This window comes from Corallococcus sp. 4LFB (assembly GCF_046520365.1).
GTDB lineage: Bacteria > Myxococcota > Myxococcia > Myxococcales > Myxococcaceae > Corallococcus > Corallococcus caeni.
In genome coordinates this window covers 1-16018 of sequence record NZ_JBKGHJ010000163.1, presented here as the reverse complement: position 1 = coordinate 16018, position 16018 = coordinate 1, and the positions used below count along the sequence as shown (strand labels likewise).

16 protein-coding genes and 2 pseudogenes are annotated in these 16018 nt (G+C 70.9%); 6 read left to right on the top strand and 12 right to left on the bottom strand.

Features of this window, described 5'->3' with window-relative positions; genetic code table 11:
- Positions 1–187: hypothetical protein (locus ACLEQD_RS19015; protein WP_410385726.1), on the bottom strand; the 187-nt coding region annotated here is incomplete at its 3' end.
- A 449-nt stretch (positions 188–636) separates the two neighbouring features.
- Between ACLEQD_RS19015 and ACLEQD_RS19010 the strand changes: the two genes are divergently transcribed.
- From ACLEQD_RS19010 to ACLEQD_RS18995, 4 genes are all read left to right on the top strand, one after another.
- Entirely contained in the window at positions 637–2151 is a 1515-nt protein-coding gene (locus tag ACLEQD_RS19010) for an FAD-dependent oxidoreductase (protein WP_410385725.1), read from the top strand.
- Between the two features lie 81 nt (positions 2152–2232).
- Positions 2233–2721: a hemerythrin domain-containing protein gene (locus ACLEQD_RS19005; protein ID WP_410385724.1), complete on the top strand. Its 489-nt coding sequence runs from the start codon at positions 2233–2235 to the stop codon at positions 2719–2721.
- 63 nt (positions 2722–2784) lie between these two features.
- Positions 2785–3471, top strand: a complete 687-nt coding sequence (locus ACLEQD_RS19000; protein ID WP_410385727.1) for a DNA-3-methyladenine glycosylase family protein — start codon at positions 2785–2787, stop codon at positions 3469–3471.
- Between the two features lie 82 nt (positions 3472–3553).
- Positions 3554–4705 (top strand): zinc-dependent alcohol dehydrogenase, encoded by a 1152-nt coding sequence (locus ACLEQD_RS18995; RefSeq protein ID WP_410385723.1) that lies wholly within the window; start codon positions 3554–3556, stop codon positions 4703–4705.
- A gap of 489 nt (positions 4706–5194) precedes the next feature.
- Here ACLEQD_RS18995 and ACLEQD_RS18990 read toward each other — a convergent pair whose 3' ends face one another.
- Together ACLEQD_RS18990 and ACLEQD_RS18985 are read right to left on the bottom strand one after the other, a co-directional pair.
- Positions 5195–5554, bottom strand: a complete 360-nt coding sequence (locus ACLEQD_RS18990; protein WP_410385722.1) for a GFA family protein — start codon at positions 5552–5554, stop codon at positions 5195–5197.
- Positions 5542–7017: an MFS transporter gene (locus ACLEQD_RS18985; RefSeq protein ID WP_410385721.1), complete on the bottom strand. Its 1476-nt coding sequence runs from the start codon at positions 7015–7017 to the stop codon at positions 5542–5544. The genes ACLEQD_RS18990 and ACLEQD_RS18985 overlap by 13 nt, the downstream gene beginning before the upstream one ends.
- Before the next feature lie 85 nt (positions 7018–7102).
- Here ACLEQD_RS18985 and ACLEQD_RS18980 point away from each other — a divergent pair, with 85 nt between their 5' ends.
- Positions 7103–7795: an SIMPL domain-containing protein gene (locus tag ACLEQD_RS18980; protein WP_410385720.1), complete on the top strand. Its 693-nt coding sequence runs from the start codon at positions 7103–7105 to the stop codon at positions 7793–7795.
- Between the two features lie 25 nt (positions 7796–7820).
- On the opposite strand, the gene ACLEQD_RS18975 is transcribed toward ACLEQD_RS18980, so the two are convergent.
- The 4 genes from ACLEQD_RS18975 to ACLEQD_RS18960 all read right to left on the bottom strand — a co-directional run bounded on the left by ACLEQD_RS18975 (position 7821) and on the right by ACLEQD_RS18960 (position 10803).
- Positions 7821–9095 (bottom strand): pyridoxal phosphate-dependent aminotransferase, encoded by a 1275-nt coding sequence (locus ACLEQD_RS18975; protein WP_410385719.1) that lies wholly within the window; start codon positions 9093–9095, stop codon positions 7821–7823.
- Positions 9096–9134: 39 nt separating this feature from the next.
- Complete coding sequence (gene dps / locus ACLEQD_RS18970; protein ID WP_338273898.1) at positions 9135–9617, bottom strand: DNA starvation/stationary phase protection protein Dps; 483 nt, start codon at positions 9615–9617, stop codon at positions 9135–9137.
- 97 nt (positions 9618–9714) lie between these two features.
- The gene (locus ACLEQD_RS18965) at positions 9715–10242 is read right to left on the bottom strand and encodes a carboxymuconolactone decarboxylase family protein (RefSeq protein WP_375757041.1); all 528 of its coding nucleotides are present in this window, start codon (positions 10240–10242) and stop codon (positions 9715–9717) included.
- Between the two features lie 6 nt (positions 10243–10248).
- Positions 10249–10803, bottom strand: coding sequence for a peroxiredoxin (locus ACLEQD_RS18960; protein ID WP_014394422.1), 555 nt, complete (start codon positions 10801–10803; stop codon positions 10249–10251).
- Positions 10804–11050: 247 nt separating this feature from the next.
- Here ACLEQD_RS18960 and ACLEQD_RS18955 point away from each other — a divergent pair.
- Positions 11051–12637 (top strand): annotated as a pseudogene (locus ACLEQD_RS18955) (sigma 54-interacting transcriptional regulator).
- Between the two features lie 7 nt (positions 12638–12644).
- On the opposite strand, the gene ACLEQD_RS18950 reads toward ACLEQD_RS18955, so the two are convergent.
- The 5 genes and pseudogenes from ACLEQD_RS18950 to ACLEQD_RS18930 all read right to left on the bottom strand — a co-directional run.
- Positions 12645–13241, bottom strand: a complete 597-nt coding sequence (locus ACLEQD_RS18950; RefSeq protein ID WP_410385718.1) for a hypothetical protein — start codon at positions 13239–13241, stop codon at positions 12645–12647.
- 95 nt (positions 13242–13336) lie between these two features.
- On the bottom strand, positions 13337–13468 hold the full coding sequence (locus ACLEQD_RS18945) for a hypothetical protein (protein WP_410385717.1): 132 nt from the start codon (positions 13466–13468) through the stop codon (positions 13337–13339).
- On the bottom strand, positions 13465–14700 hold the full coding sequence (locus tag ACLEQD_RS18940) for a hypothetical protein (RefSeq protein WP_410385716.1): 1236 nt from the start codon (positions 14698–14700) through the stop codon (positions 13465–13467). The genes ACLEQD_RS18945 and ACLEQD_RS18940 overlap by 4 nt, the downstream gene beginning before the upstream one ends.
- On the bottom strand, positions 14697–15395 hold the full coding sequence (locus ACLEQD_RS18935) for a hypothetical protein (RefSeq protein WP_410385715.1): 699 nt from the start codon (positions 15393–15395) through the stop codon (positions 14697–14699). Before ACLEQD_RS18935 ends, ACLEQD_RS18940 begins: the two co-directional genes overlap by 4 nt.
- 19 nt (positions 15396–15414) lie before the next feature.
- A pseudogene (locus ACLEQD_RS18930) lies at positions 15415–15549 on the bottom strand (allophanate hydrolase subunit 2 family protein); the annotation flags it as partial.
- Positions 15550–16018: the final 469 nt, after the last annotated feature.

The window sequence follows — 16018 nt, the reverse complement described above, 5'->3', positions numbered from 1 at the left end:
CACACGGACGCGCCAGGGCCGTCGCCCGGACCGACACAGGCGGCGGCGCGCCGTGCCTGCGCGCGAGCCACTCCACGACCGCTCGCGCACAGGCGACGGTGGACTCGCAGGCGAGCAGGTGCTCGGCGAGCACGAGGCGCGCCCCGGGATCGGCTTCGGCGGGGGGCAGCGGGGCTGGGGAAGCCACGACCTTACGCTCCGGGTGAAGAGGGACGCGGGGAACGACCGCGTTCCAGCGAGTCTGCGGTGCGGACCTCCGAAAATGCCACCATGATGCGCGCCTCCCCCTCCCAAGGCGTGGCGCGACCCAGGGCCTCCAGGGCCGGGGGGTCGAAGCGCAAGCCCCTGTCCAGCAGGCGGTCCAGCACGTCCACCAGGCTGGCCCCACCAGCCACGCGTTCCACGGGCATGTGACACGTGCTCCTTGGGTCCGCCCGGCGCGGACCTTCAGGTCCAGGGGCCGTTCTAACGCGCCGGCGCCCACGCACCCCAGCCCCCTCCACGCCCGGCCCCTGACTGACCAACACCCGGGGCGGGGCTCTGTTGGGTCGCGTACACCCGACGCCCGGCAGCCGGGCGGGCGGGGCTCGGCAGGCGTGGCTTATGCCCTGGGAGGCGGATTCCTAGCCTTCCGTCATGAACGACGAGCGCCAGCACAAATCCCTCTGGACCGTGACGACGCCGCCCCGGGACTTCCCCACCCTGCCGGGCGACCTGGACGTGGACGTCGCCATCATCGGCGGCGGCATCGCGGGCCTGACGACCGCCTGGCTGCTGAAGCGTGCCGGCAAGAAGGTGGCCGTGCTGGAGATGCACCGCGTCCTCTCCGGCCAGACGGGGCAGACGACGGCGCACCTCACGGAGCTGCTGGACACCCCGTACACCACGCTCCTGAAGGACTTCGGTGAGAAGGGGGCCCACCTGGCCGCGTCCTCCAGCCGGGCCGCCATCGAACAGATTGCGTCGCTGGTGGAGACGCTCTCCATCGACTGCGGCTTCACCCGCGTGCCCGGCTTCCGCTACGCGGAGACGGAGGCCGAGCTGCGGGAGCTGCTGCATGAGGTCTCCGCGGCGCGGCAGGTGGGGCTGCTGGCGTCCTTCATCAAGGAGGTGCCGCTGCCCTTCCCGGTGAAGGGCGCGCTGCGCGTGGAGGATCAAGCGGTGTTCCACCCGCGCCAGTACCTGCTCGCGCTCGCGGACCGCATCCCGGGCGACGGCTGCCACCTCTTCGAGAACACCAAGGTCCTGGACCTCCACGACGGCGCGCCCTGCCGCGTCGTCACGGAGAAGGGCACCGTGACGGCGAGGGCCGTGGTGGAGGCCACCACCACGCCGCTCAACCGCGTGGCCATGCACACCAAGCTCTACCCCTACCGGACCTACGCGGTGGCGGCGCCGCTGGAGGGCCCGCTGGAGCCGGGCCAGTACTACGACAGCCGCGACCCGTATCACTACATCCGCACGCAGCGCGTGGACGGCGCGCCCTACGTCATCGTGGGCGGCGAGGACCACAAGGTGGGCAGCGAGCAGGACACCGCCTCGTGCTTCGCCAGGCTGGAGGCGTACACGCGGGAGCACCTCCCCGTGAAGCGCGTCACCCACCGCTGGTCGGGCCAGGTCATCGAGCCCGCGGACGGCCTGCCCTATATCGGCCGCAACGTGGGCAGCCGCCACGTGTACGTGGCCACGGGCTTCTCCGGCACGGGCATGACGTTCGGCACGCTCGCGGGCATGGTGCTGTCGGACCTCATCCTGGGCAACGAGAGCCCCTACGCCGCGCTGTACGAGCCGGGCCGCGTGAAGCCCAAGGCCGGCGCGAAGGACTTCCTCCAGGAGAACGCGGAGGTGGCCTTCCGCTTCGTCGCGGACCGGCTGTCGAAGCCGGACGGAAAGCACCTGGCGGACGTGAGGCCCGGTGAGGCGAAGATATTGGAGGTGGAGGGCCGCAAGGTGGCCGTGTACCGCGAGGACGACGGCACGGCGCACGCCGTGTCCCCCGTGTGCACGCACCTGGGCTGCCACGTGCACTGGAACACCGCGGAGCGCACCTGGGACTGCCCCTGCCACGGCGGCCGCTTCAGCCCCACCGGCCGCGTGCTCAACGGCCCCGCGGTGAAGGACCTGTCGTCCGTCAAACTTCCGGTGAAGTGAAAAGTGCGGCGGGGTGGGGCTTCCCTTCGGACGAGCCCACCCCCATCTATCCCCACGTCCAAGTCCTTCACGGGGGCACGAATGAACGCGCTGGAGCTGATCAAGCAGCAGCATGAAGAGGTGTCCAAGCTCTTCAAGAAGTACGAGAAGCTGTCCGACGAAGACGATGGGCAGCGCCAGGAGCTGTTCGAGCAGATCGCCGACCGGCTGGGGGCGCACGCGAAGATTGAGGAGCTGTATCTCTATCCGGCGCTCAAGAAGGACGACACGGAGGACGAGCTGCGCGAGGCCGTGGAGGAGCACCTCGCCGTCAAGCGCCTCATCGCGGACCTGCTGGACATGGAGCCGTCGGACGAGGAGTTCGACGCGAAGATGAAGGTCCTCCAGGAGCAGGTGGAGCACCACGTCGAGGAGGAGGAGAAGGACCTCTTCAAGGCGGCGCGGAAGATGCTCACCAAGGATCAGCTCGACGACCTGGGCATCCAGCTGGAGGAGGAATACGACGCCCTGATGGAGGGCGAGCCGCGCAACGACGTGCCGGAGGAGACGGAGCACGCCGCGCCCATCTAGCGCGCCGCGTTCCAGGGCAACACGGGGGTTGCGCGTGGCGTGGGGCCGGGCAGCATGCGGCCCATGCCGCGCGCTCCTGTTTCCGCCCCCGTGTTGCTGCCGGATGCCTTCACGCCCGCCGTGCGCCGCGCCCTCGTGCGCGCGGACCCCACGCTGGGAAGACTCTTCAAGACGGTGGGCCCGTTCCGCATGGAGCTGAGCCCGCTGCACAGCCCCTTCGAGGCGCTGGCGCACTCCATCGTCTACCAGCAGCTCCACGGCCGCGCGGCGGCGACCATCTTCGGCCGCGTCTGCGAGCGCGTGGGCAAGGGCAAGGGCTTCACGCCGCGGAAGCTGCTCGCGCTGCCGGACGCCACGCTGCGCGAGGCCGGGCTGTCCGCGAACAAGCTGCTGGCCATGCAGGACCTGGCGCGCAAGACGGTGGACGGCACGGTGCCGACGCTCGCGCGCGTGCGCCGCATGTCCGACGCGGACCTCATCGAGCACCTCACGCAGGTGCGAGGCATTGGCCAGTGGACCGTGGAGATGCTGCTCATCTTCCGCCTGGGCCGGCCGGACATCCTCCCCGTGGACGACTTCGGCGTGCGCAAGGGCTTCATGGTGCTGCACGGCCTGAAGGAACAGCCCAAGCCCAAGGCGCTGCTGGCGTACGGCGAGCGCTGGCGCCCATACCGCAGCGTGGTGAGCTGGTACCTGTGGCGGGCGGCGGACCTGCCCGTGGGCACCTTCGCACCGCCGGAGGACAGCTAGCCGAGCGAGGGCCGGGAGCGCACCGTCCCTTGTCTTACCGCGTGGCCGTCCTCACCCGTAAGGGAACGGAGGAATCCCGCGCATGCGTGCACTCACCTACCAAGGTCCCTATCGCGTCCAGGTGGAGCAGAAGCCGGACCCTCGCATCGAGCACCCCCAGGACGTCGTGTTGAAGGTGACCCGCTCCGCCATCTGCGGCTCGGACCTGCACCTGTTGCACGGGCTGGTGCCGGACACGCGCGTGGGCTGCACCTTCGGCCATGAGTTCACCGGCGTGGTGGAGGAGGCGGGCAAGGAGGTCGCGCAGCTGAAGAAGGGGGACCGCGTGGTGGTGCCCTTCAACATCTCCTGCGGCACCTGCTTCTACTGCCAGCGCGGCCTCACGGGGAACTGCGAGAACAGCAACCCCGGCAGCGACGTGGCCTCCGGCGTCTACGGCTATTCACACACCACGGGCGGCTTCGACGGCGGGCAGGCGGAGTACGTGCGTGTGCCCTTCGCGGACGTGGGGCCCATGAAGATTCCGGACGACATGGACGAAGAGTCCGTCCTCTTCCTCTCCGACATCCTGCCCACCGGCTACCAGGCCGCGGAGATGGGCGAAATCAAGGGCGGCGAGACGGTGGTGGTGTTCGGCGCGGGCCCGGTGGGCCTCTTCGCGATGAAGTCCGCGTGGCTGATGGGCGCGGGCCGCGTGGTGGCGGTGGACCACGTGCCGTACCGCCTGGAGTTCGCCCGGAAGTTCGCCCACGTGGAGACGGTGAACTTCAAGGAGGTGGACGACATCGTCCTGCACCTCAAGGACCTGTTCGACGGCCGCGGCCCGGACGTCTGCATCGACGCGGTGGGCATGGAGGCCGAAGGGTCGCGCGCGCACCGCGTGCTGGGCCTGGGGCTGAAGCTGGAGGCCGGCGCGCCCACCGTCATCGAGTGGTGCATCAACACCGTGCGCAAGGGCGGCAACGTCTCCATCATCGGCGTGTACGGGCCGCCGTGGAACTTCGTGCCCATTGGCACCGCGATGAACAAGGGGCTCACGCTGCGCATGAACCAGGCGAACACGCGCCGGTACATGCCGCACCTGCTGGAGCACATCCAGAAGGGCCGCATCGACGCGAAGGGCATCATCACCCACCGCTTCCCGCTGGAGCAGGCGCCGGACGCCTACCACCTCTTCGCGCAGAAGCGCGACGGGTGCGTGAAGTGCGTGCTCATGCCGCACGGCCACGCGTGAACGACGGACTTCATCCGCTCTTGGAACAGGAGGCACGCCATGCCCCAGAAGACACCGCAGAGACAGAGCCGCGCGAAGAACGGCGCCCCGAAGTCGCGGACGAAGGCGAAGCCGGCCCGGGCCGTGGACCTGGACCCGGCCAACCGCCCGGGCGTCCCCATGGAGACGGCGCCCAGGCCGCTGGCGGGTGCGCGCGTGCCCATCGCGCTCCAGCACGCGGACGTGCCGGTGTTCAAGCACGCGGGGCGCAAGCAGATGCCGCCGGTGTTCGGCACCGCCCAGCCGCCGAAGGGGCTGAGCGGTCTCTTGCGAAAGGCGGCCTACGCCAAGCCGGACCACAAGCCCGGCCACTGGATGCTGCTGCTCCTGGCGGACCGCGTGGACGTCTGGGAGCACCGGCTGCGGAGGTCCCTTCCATGGGCCGCGCCTTCCGCGGCGGTCCTCGTCGCCGGCCTGATGTGGCGGGCCGCCGGGCGTGAGGCGCGGGCCTTACATGTCCCGGCCGTTGTAGGCGAAGGGCTTGAGCGTGGACAGGTCCACGCCGTCCACGCAGCGCAGGTTGACGGCGAACATGTCCTTGCCGTCCGGACCCTTGCCGGTGGCGTAGGACTCCACGCCGCAGGTGGGGCAGTGCAGGTGGTTGATGACCTTCTTGTTGAACTGGTAGCTCTTCACCACGTCCGCGCCGGAGAGGGACTTGAACTGCTCCGGCGGGACGAACGTCAGCACCGACCCCAGCTTGTGGCAGATGGAGCAGTTGCAGGTCACCACCTGCTGCAGGTCCGTGGTCACCTCGTAGCGGACCTGTCCACAGTGGCAGCCGCCCGTATACGTCTTCATCTCCGCCATGGTGCTTCCTCCGTGCTGCGTGATGCCCGGGCCGGAAGCGCGCTTCCGCCCACCCGGTGCGTGTGGCGCGCATCAATGAACGGAGGCGGCGGGGACCGCAAGCGCGCAGGCGTCCTCCCGGCGCGCTTGCGGCGGTGCGTCACGTCCGTCCGCGTACGTCGTGATGGAGACCCTCCGCACGAAGCGGCGGTCCGTGCGGGCCTGGAAGCCTTCACGATGATGCGGGCCGCGCGACCGCGGGCGCGGGCGCATGGCGGCGCAGGGCGCGAGCAGCGCGAGGAACGCGGCGGACAGCGCGACGCCCAGGAGGAACACGTTCGCGTAGCCCAGGTTGCCGTACCTTGGATCCGCGAGCATCCCGGCAGCGGCCCCGCGGGGGCTTGCCCGCGACCTCCACGCTGGCCAGCAGCGTGAAGTGCGTGGCGCCGATGCGGCGGTCCGTGCGCGACATCATGAACGCGAACATCACCGTGGTGAGCGCGCCGCCGAAGAACTCCCTCGGTGAGCGTGACGCCCAGCACGCCGCGTCGCTGACGCCCGCGCGCGTGAGCAGCACCGCCCCGCGAGCGGCCAACAGCCGCAGCGCGCCGGCTGAGGGCCACCGCCCGGAGCAGCGGCAGGCGCGCGGCGAGCAGCCCTCCGCACGCGGAGCCCAGGAGCGACGCGGCGGTGCCCCACGTTCCCACCCACAACCCAATCCGCGCCGGCGTGTAGCCCGCGTCCACGAGGAAGGGCTTGTAGAGGACGTCGGACATCGTCTCGCCCAGCTTGTACGTGCCGATGAAGAGCAGCAGCCACCCGGTGCCCGGCACGGTGAGCGCGGTCCGGATGCGCGCCCAGAGCGCGGGCCAGTCCAGCCTCGGTGACTCGTGGCCTTCGGCCTCGCGCGGGGGAGGCTCGCGCACGAAGAGGACGACGGTGAAGACGGTCAGGCACAGCGCCGCCATGGCGAGGAACAGCCCGGACCAGCCGATGCGCGCGCTGGCCCACACCAGCAGCCCGCCGCCGGTGAGCATGCCCAGCTTGTAGCCCACGACCTGCGCGGTGTTGCCCGGGCCCAGCTCGTCCGGACGCAGGAGGTCCACCGCGAAGCCGTCCACCGCGATGTCCTGCGTCGCGGCGAAGAGGTTCATCACGAAGATGAGGCCCAAGAGGAGCGGCATCGAGTCCCGGCCCGCCGCGAACGCGGCCCCGGCGCACGCGAGCGCCAGGCCCGCCTGCATGGGCAATATCCACGAACGCCTGCGCCCCACGCGCGCGGAGCCGTAGCGGTCCACCAGCGGCGCCCACAGGGCCTTGAGCATCCACGGCAGGGACAGCGCGCCCGCGAACCCCAGCGCGGCCAGCGACACGCCGCGCGAGCGCAGGTAGACGGGCAGCGCCGTCACCTGGAAGCCGAAGGGCAGCCCCTGCACGAAGTACAGCGCGCACAACAGCCACAGCCGGGACGAGACGCGTCGCATGGTCGTGGCGCGAGCATAGGCACGCCCTCCGCCCTGCGTCGTGGGCCTATACTCGCCCTTCCAGTCACCACCCCCAGGGAGGCGCATGCCGGAGCAAGCCGCAGCCGAGTCGGGACTCATCGTCGTGGAGCTGTCCGCCAGGCACGAGCTGGAGGCGGACCACGTGGACGCGGTGGTGGACGTGAAGGCGTCATCGTTCTTCACCGGCAGCGCGGCCTTCACCAACGCACGCGAGGTGGCCGCGCTGGTGCGCCTCATGGAGGACCTGGGCGTGCCGGCGACGGCCTTCACCCTCCAGTCGGTGCAGGCGGAGACGACGGAGGGGCTGCTCACGCGCTCCTCGTCCGCCCTCTACACGGTGCGCATCCGCCTGGTGGACATGGCCCGGGTAGGGGACGTGCTCGCCGCGCTGTCCGGCCTGAAGCAGGCCACGCTGCGCGAGATGCGCTGGGGCTACACGCATGAGGCGGAGGCCCGGCAGGACTGGCTGGAGGCGCTGGCCCGCGAGTCGGTGAAGAAGGCGCGCCGCGTGGCGGCCGGTCTGGGCGTAACGCTGGCCGGGCTGCACCGCTTCTCCGAGCGCACCTGGGAGTCGCGGGCCTTCGCGAACCCCGGCGGCGCCTACGGAGGCGGGAACGAGGACGTGATGCCCATGGCCCCGTCGGGCAGCTACAGCGTGAAGCGGACGGCCGCGCTGGGCTTCGCCGTGTCCCACCGCAAGAAGGTGCAGGTGATGGCCACGGCGGAGTTCCGCACGCACCCGGCCCCCGAGTCCTGAAGCGCTCGGGGCCGGACGCGCGGCTTCAAGGCGCGGCGCCGGGCGTGTGCTTGAGCACGAGCGCCTCCAGCCGCTGCAGCGCCTTCTCCAGCGTCTCCCACGACGGGCCGAAGGACAGGCGCACGTAGCTGCGGAAGCGGCTGGCCCGCGCGCGGCGCTTGCCGGGGTTCACGTCGAAGAACTCCCCGGGCACGGTGATGACCTGGTGCTCCAGCGCGGCGCGGAAGAAGGCCATGCCGTCGTTGAGCGGCGCGGGCAGCCCGGACAGGTTGCCCCAGACGTAGAACGTCCCGTCCGGCGCCCGGTCCGTGCGGATGCCCAGCCGCTCCAGCCGCGAGTGGAACCTGTCCCGCTTCTCCCGGAACGTATTGTGGATGGCGCGCGTCTCCGCCACCACCGTGTCCTCCTGGAGCAGCGGGATGGCCGCGCGCTGCAGGGGCCGGCTGCCGCCGCCGTCCAGGAAGCTGCCCGCGCTGGAGACCGTGTCGATGACCTGCCTGGGCCCCACCGTCCACGTCATGCGCCAGCCCGGGTAGCGCCAGTTCTTGGTGAGCCCGTCGAAGAGCACCACCGGGTCGCGGTTCACGTCCTCCACGTACCGGGCGGCGCTCTCCACCGGCAGCACGCCCGGGCGGCCCGTCCAGACGTAGTGCGAATAGAACTCGTCGATGAGCAGCGTGCACTCCAGCTCGCGCGCCACGCCCACCCACCGCGCCAGCTCCTCCCCCTGCACCAGCTTGCCGGTGGGGTTGCACGGGTTGGAGAAGAGCAGCGCGGACAGCCCGCGCCCCTGAATCTCCCGGCGCAGGTCGTCGTGCGTGAAGGCGTAGCCGCGCTCGCCCTCCAGCAGGATGGGGATGGCGGTGAACGCCTTGAAGACGTCCAGCAGCTCCTCGTACGCGGTGTAGTCCGGCAGGAAGTGGCCCAGGTTCACCTGCCCCAGGCTGGCCGCGGCGCGGGTGAGGGCCGCCCTGCCGCCGCCGGACAGGCAGACGTTCTCCGCGCTGTACTGGCCAGGCATGCCCTTGCGGTAGAGCCGGTTGTAGAGCCCCGCGATGGCCTCCCGCACCTCCCAGAGGCCCGCGACGGGGGCGTACTCCTGGTCCGCCATGTCCACCGTCACCGCGTTCACGCGCGGCGGGGCACCGGGCAGCTCCCCCGTCTCCGGCTGCCCCTGGCCCAGGTTGCACCAGTCCGGGTCGCCGGGACGGTAGCCGCGGCGCGTGGCCTCGGCGGTGACGAAGATGACGCCCGTGCGGGGCACGGTGCGAAACGCATGCAGGGGGACGCTGTCGCTCACGACGCCCACGCTAGCGCGCCCCCTGCCTCGGCGCAGCCCCTAGCCTTCCAGGGAGGCCCGGAGGAACCAGGCGTGCTTCTCGAACTCGGTGATGATGCCCGTGAAGAGGTCCACCGTGTCGGTGTCCTTGAGGCCCTCCACCGCCGAGCGGCTCTCGCGCAGGCCGGTGAGGTACACCTCGATGCGCTCGGCCAAGAGCTTCACGTGCTCCAGGTCGCGCGAGGTCTCCTGCGGGTACTCCGGCAGGCGGCTGTGCGTGCCCACGTGGCGGCTGGTGCCGTACGCCCGCCCGCCCAGCGTCACCGCGCGCTCCGCGATGGAGTCGTTGTGGTTGGCCAGGCTCACCGCGAACGTTTCGAACAGCGGGTGCAGCGCGGCGAACTGCGGGCCCTTGATGTTCCAGTGGGCCACCTTGATCTGCGAGTGCAGGTCCAGCCCGTCCGCGAGCCGCTCGTTGAGGGTGGCGGCGATGGCGGTGCGGGACTGCTCGGAGAGGGGGCTGGGGCTCTTGTAGAGGGCCATGACGGACACGTTCCTTTCGGGTGAGAGGAAAAGACAGCGCCCCCCGGTGTCATCCACCGGAGGGCGCAATCACAGCTCAGAGATAACGACGAGGGGACTAGGACTCCAGCCCCACCGCCGCCGCGTGGATGACGCTCGCGATGCGGACCGCATCGTGCACGTGCTCCTCGCTCAGGCCGCCTTCCAGCACGACCTTCTCATGCGACTGGATGCACATCTCGCAGCCGTTGATGGCGCTGACCGCGAGGCAGACCAGCTCGAAGTCCACCTTGTTGGTCAGCACCTGGGCCAGCCGGTTCATCCGCAGACCGGCGCGCTTGGTCGCGTACGACTCCTTCCCGACCATGTGACGGAACCGGTAGAAGACGTTGTTCATCGCCATCAGCGAGGCCGCCGCGCGGGCGTCCTCGAGGACCGGCGTGGCCTTGTCGCCCAGGGCCTGCTTCGCCTCGTTGAGGATGGCTTCCTTCAGCCGCTCGTTCCGGGCGGCGAAGGCGCAAGCCACGGCCGTCCCCCAGCGCTGCTCGGGGGTGAGGCTTCCCCCCTCCAGGACGGCGGAGAGGTTGAGGCGGGTGTCCTTGTGGGCGTCCGCGAGTTCGCTGCGGACGACTTCGAGCGAAGCCATGGTGCCTTACCCCGCCTTCTGCAGCTTGGAGGTGAGGGTCTCCTCACCCTTCTGCCAGTTGCACGGGCACAGCTCGTCCGTCTGGAGCGCGTCCAGCGTGCGGACGGTCTCCTTGACGTTGCGGCCCACGGACAGGTCGTTCACGGACACGTGCCGGATGATGCCCTCGGGGTCCGCGATGAACGTGGCGCGCAGGGCCACGCCCTCCTCCTTGTGCAGGATGCCCAGCGCGCTGGACAGCTCGCGCTTGATGTCCGCCAGCATGGGGAAGGGCAGGTTCTTCAGGTCCGGGTGGTGCGTGCGCCACGCGTGGTGCACGAACTCGCTGTCGGTGGACAGCCCCAGCACCTGCGCGTCGCGGTCCTGGAAGTCCTTGTTGTGCTTGCCGAACTCCGCGATCTCCGTCGGGCAGATGAACGTGAAGTCCTTCGGCCACGCGAACAGGACGGTCCACTTGCCCTTGTACGTGTCGTTGGAGATGTCCTGGAACTCCTTGTTCTTCTCCAGGCTCACGGTGCCCTTCAGCTTGAAGTTCGGAAGCTTGTCGCCAACGGTCAGCATGGTTTCGACTCCTTGGGGATGGGGGGCGGGCCACCGTGGTCCACCCCAGAGGTTGTGAGTTGCTACCGGGTAAAGCAGCCACCGTGCCAGCGCTTCAATTGCCCTGATGTCAGGGGGTTACGTCTTCCCCGGACATCAGCACCGGCGGGGCGGTGGCGCTGGGATGGTGAATAACGAAATCCCGGTGCCTTTCGCCACTGCAATTTCGGTGGGCCGCTATTATCGCTAACACATGCCGGATGAACTGATGGGGCGCCACCCGGAAGTGACGCAGGATGCTCGGGAGCTGGTCGAGCTGGCAACCACCGAAGAAGGGGTGGGAGAGCTGCTCCGTCGGGGACTGGACTGGCTGACGCGCGTGGTGCCCTTCGACCTGGCCACGCTGTTCCTCCTCAAGGAGGGAAGGCTGGAGGCGGTGGCGGCGCGCGGCCCGCTCGCCAACCAGGCCGTGCGCAAGCACTCCTTGCAGCTGTCGGACTTCCCGTCGCTGAAGCAGGCGCTGGAGACGCGGCGCGCGCGGGCGTTCACGGAGGAGGACCACTCGCACGGGGACGGCGACCCGTTTGACGGGGTGCTGGACCTGCCCGCGGGCCACGCGTGCATGGTGGTGCCGCTGTGCGCGGGGGAGCGCTGCTACGGCGTGCTGACCCTGGACCGCGCGCAGTGTGAGACGTACGCCCAGCCGGTGGTGGACCTGGTGGAGGTGTACGGGCAGATGCTGGCGACGGCGCTCCAGGGCGCGGAGCAGCGCGCGACGGCGGAGCGGCTGCACCGCCAGGACCACGAGCACGCGAAGCTGCTGGAGTCACAGCTGGGCGGGGACTCCGAGGGCATCCTGGAGTCGTCCCTGAGTCCGGTGATGCGCGACCTGTCCCGCCGCGCGCGGCAGGTGGCGGAGACGGACACGCCGGTCTTGATTACCGGGGAGACGGGCACGGGCAAGGAGCGGCTGGCGCGGGCCATCCACCGCTGGAGCACGCGGGCGGACCAGCCCTTCGTGTCGCTCAACTGCGCGGCGATTCCCGCAGGGCTCCTGGAGAGCGAGCTGTTCGGCCACGTGAAGGGGGCCTTCACCGGCGCGAACCGCGACCGCGCGGGCCGCTTCCAGATGGCGCACGGGGGCACGCTGCTGCTGGACGAGATTGGCGAGCTGCCGGTGGAGCTGCAGGCGAAGCTCTTGCGCGCGCTCCAGGAGAAGGCGTTCGAGCCGGTGGGCAGCGACAAGACGGTGCGGGCGGACGTGCGCATCCTGGCGGCGACGCACGTGGACCTGCACCAGGCCATCGCGCAGAAGCGCTTCCGCGAGGACCTCTTCTACCGGCTGAGCGTCTTCCCGCTGCGGCTGCCGCCCTTGCGCGAGCGGCGCGAGGACCTGCCGCAGCTCACCGTGTTCCTCCTGGAGGAGCAGGCGAAGCGCACGGGCCGGCGGGGCATGCGGGTGACGGCGTCGGGCTGGCGCGGCTGGCGGCGTACGACTGGCCGGCAACCTGCGCGAGCTGGCGAACGCGCTGGAGCGCGCCACCATCCTCACGCGCGGCCAGGAGCTGACGGCGCAGTCCTTCGACCTTCCGGGCGGTGAGCGCGCGCGGGGAGGCGCCGGCCGGCGACGGTGGAGGAGACGCCGGCGCCGCTGCCCGCGGGGGCGAAGGTGCTCACGCTGGCGGCGGTGCAGCGCGAGCACATCCTGCGGGTGCTCACGCTCACCCGGGGCCGGGTCTACGGCGAGGGCGGGGCGGCGGCGCTGCTGGGGCTCAAGCCGTCCACGCTGCAGAGCCGGATGAAGAAGCTGGGCATCGCGCGGCTGGAGGGCTTCACCGCCGCCGAGGACGCGTGACGCGAGGTCAGTGCCAGCCGCTGTCCTCGCGGGCCTCGCGGCGGTCCTCGCGCGTCTCCTGGCGGTTCTGCGACTGCTCGGCGCGGGCGAGTTGGACCAGGTCGGCGATGAGCATGCGCTTGCGCGAGAGGCTGCGGCTGTCCAGCCGGCCGTAGAGGTTGTTGAGCTCCTGGGAGATGGAGCGCGTCTCCCGCAGCATGCGGGACTCCTGGCGGGCGTCGCGCACGTCGTCGCGGTGGTCCTGGCGGTCGTCGCGGCGGTAGCCGTCGTGGCGCACCTCGCGGGCGCTGGTGCGCGCCTCCCGCTTGTCCTGGGACAGCTCGCGGCGGGACTCGTTCAGCTCCGAGGCCACGTAGCCGCGCAGCTCCTCTTCCACCTGGAGCAGGTCGCGGCGCGCGGAGCGGCCGCGGGCGGAGTCATAGCGGGCGAGCAGCGACTCCAGCTGGCGCAGGTCGTGGTGATCATCCCGGGTCTGGCGGCGGTCCTGCCGCAGCTCCTGGCGGTCCTGGACCTGCTCGCCGTGGTTGTTGCCGCGGGGACCGCCTGCGTGAGCCAGGGCCGGGAGGGACAGCGCCATCGTTGCCAGCAGCCACTTCGCCATCATGGGGAGGCTCCTTCAAGTGCGTCGGATGCCAGGATGGACGCAGCTTGTCGCCGTGAATTCACGGCCGGAGCCTTCTGCCCGGGTGGGAGCGGGGCCTACGACACCGCGGGTGCGGCCGGGCGCGGCCTGGAGGGCGCCACGGGGTAGTGGGCCTCCTTGCCGAAGGGCTGGTCGAACAGGTGCGGATCCGACTGGCGCGAGCGGAAGAGGTCCACGATGTAGTTCATCCGCTGGTCCAGCTTGCTCCAGTCCTTCGCGGCGGTGCCATGGAGGCTGTCGGGCGTCTTGTCCATGCGGGCCAGCAGCGCCTTGAGCTTCGGGTCCTCGATGGTGCGCAGGTGCGGCGGGAAGAGCGTGGATCCATGCCCGGAGGGGGCGGCAGATCATTGCCCAGCTTCAGCGCGCCGCCGGGCACCGCGAGCTTCATCATGTGCTCGGTGGCGATGCCCCGGAACGTGCCGGCCAGCGCGTCCACCAGCGGCTTCGTGGCCAGGTCCACCACGCCGGACTTGATGGCGGCCTTGGCGGCGAGGTTGGCGGGGAAGGGCAGGGCGTTGGCGCCCGCTTCGATGCTCTGCTTGAGGATGTTGGCGAAGACCTCCTTCACCGGCGCGTTGAGCGCCTTCTCCACGTAGCCCTGGAGCTGGGTCTGCTCGTGCAGGCCCACGGTGTCGTTGGCCAGGAGCATGAGCTCCGCCTTCTTGTTCGGGTCCTTCTCGAACATGGCCTTCGCGTAGTTGCCGAAGGCGTCCTTGAGCAGCGGCTTGTCCTTGGGGAAGCCGTCCAGGTACTTCTGGAGCTTCGCGGGGTCCAGCTGGGTGTCACCCTGGAAGGTCTCCACGAAGCGGGCGAACTCGTGGCCCACCTCCCGGAAGACGAACTGGTTGCCGTCGCCAATGGCCTTGCTGACGTTGTCGAGCGCGTCCGCGCCGGCCCTGGCGATGTCCCCGGTGGGCATGGCGGGGAGGCCCAGCTTGCGCAAGAGGTCGTCCACCTTGGACATGGCCGCGCCGACGACGCCGCCGCCCTTGAGGACGTCCACGAAGGCCTTGGGCATGTCCTCCTGGCGGATGCTCACGCCGGCCTGCTTCGAGGCCCACGTGGCGTAGGTGGACCAGTTGGCGTTCTCCTTGCCCAGGAGCGTGCCCACGGCGTCGGACAGGTCGTGGTAGCCCTGGGTGATGGCCAGGTTGCGCGCGACGGGGTCCTTCATCGCGGCGATGTTCGCCACGTCCTGGGCGGTGGGGTAGCTGCCCGGCGTGGGGCGCGGGCCGCCCTGCTGGGGCGCCGCGGCGGGGGTGGACAGGGCCACCGGGGCCTTGCCGCCCTTGGGCGACTCGAAGAGGGACTTCTCCTGGGCCTTCCCGGGCTTCACCTCGTTGCGGGGGCGCGGCGGGGCGGCCGGCTCCGGCAGGCGGGTCGTGGACGGGGTGCGCGGGCCGATCTTCGGAGGAGTCATGCCCCCAGTATCGGCGGGAGCGGGTCCGAAGTTGTCCCTGCCGGCCGGGCGGGGTGGTTCTTCCAGGCGCGCTGGGCTTCTTCCAGGGAGACGGCCTGGAAGCGCACGGGGGCGCCTGGACGGCGAGCCCCCAGCCGGCCCCAGTCCGCGCGGATGACGGCGGCGATGAGCGGGTAGCCCCCGGTGGTGGGGTGGTCCGGGCCCAGCACGATGGGCGTCCCGGAGAGGGTGACCTGGATGGCGCCGCGCACCATGGGGCGGGAGGTGCCCGCGCCCTCGTCGCCGTGGGGCACGGGAGGCCCGTCCAGGCGCTGTCCCACGCGGTCGCTGGAGGGGGACACGGTGAAGGTGCTGCCCAGGAGGAGCGCCACGGCCGCGTCGTCAAAGCGGGACGCATCCGGGCCCAGGAGCACGCGCAGCGGGGCGGCGGGGTCCAGGGCTTCGGTGAGACGCAGGAGGCCGGCTTCGGAAGGAGAGGCACCCGGCGTGGAGGGAGGTCCCAGCGGGAGCCGGTCGCCGCCGCGCAGCGGACGGCCCTCCCAGCCGCCCAGGCGCGCGACCCACAGGTGCCCTGGCCGCCCAGGACTTCGGGGACGGCCAGCGCGCCCTCCACGGCCACGTAGCGCACGGCGTATCGGGTGGCGCGGGCACGCTGAGCGTGGCGCCGTCCGCGAGGAGGGCGGGGGGCTCTCCATCCACGGACACGCGGACGTCACGGCCCCGGGCGCGCAGCTCCAGCCGGCCGAAGGCTTCGAACGCCGCCGCGCCCGGTGCATTGCCCACCGCGCGGTTCGCCGCGATGAGCAGCTCCGGCACCCACGCGCCACCGGGCGGCACCCCGTGGTGCATGACCCCGGGGCGGCCACCGTCCTGCACCGTGGCGGGTGCGCCCGGTCCGACAACCTCCATCCATGGGCTCATGACGCTTCACCCCGCACGGTCGTGCCAGGTCCCTTGGACATGGACGCTGTCTCCGGGATGAGAAGGTGGGAATCCGGCTGAGGCTCCACGGCGGCCGTGCGCGGCGCGAACCGGTCCGACAGTCGGACCCGTTGGGAGGACCGGGGCACGGGGGGCTCCGGCTGCTCCATTCGGGCCGCGGAAACTGGTCCGACAGTCGGACCAGTTGGGAGCACCGGAGCGGGGAGCGTCCGCTTCACCCTGGCAGCGGATGCCGGTCCGACAGTCGGACCAATTGGGAGCACCGGGGTTGGGTGCGTCCGCTTCACCCTGGCAGCGGATGCCGGTCCGACAGTCGGACAGGTTGGAGCGTCGGGCTGGGCGCGTCCGCTCCATTCTGGCCGCGGGAACTGGTCCG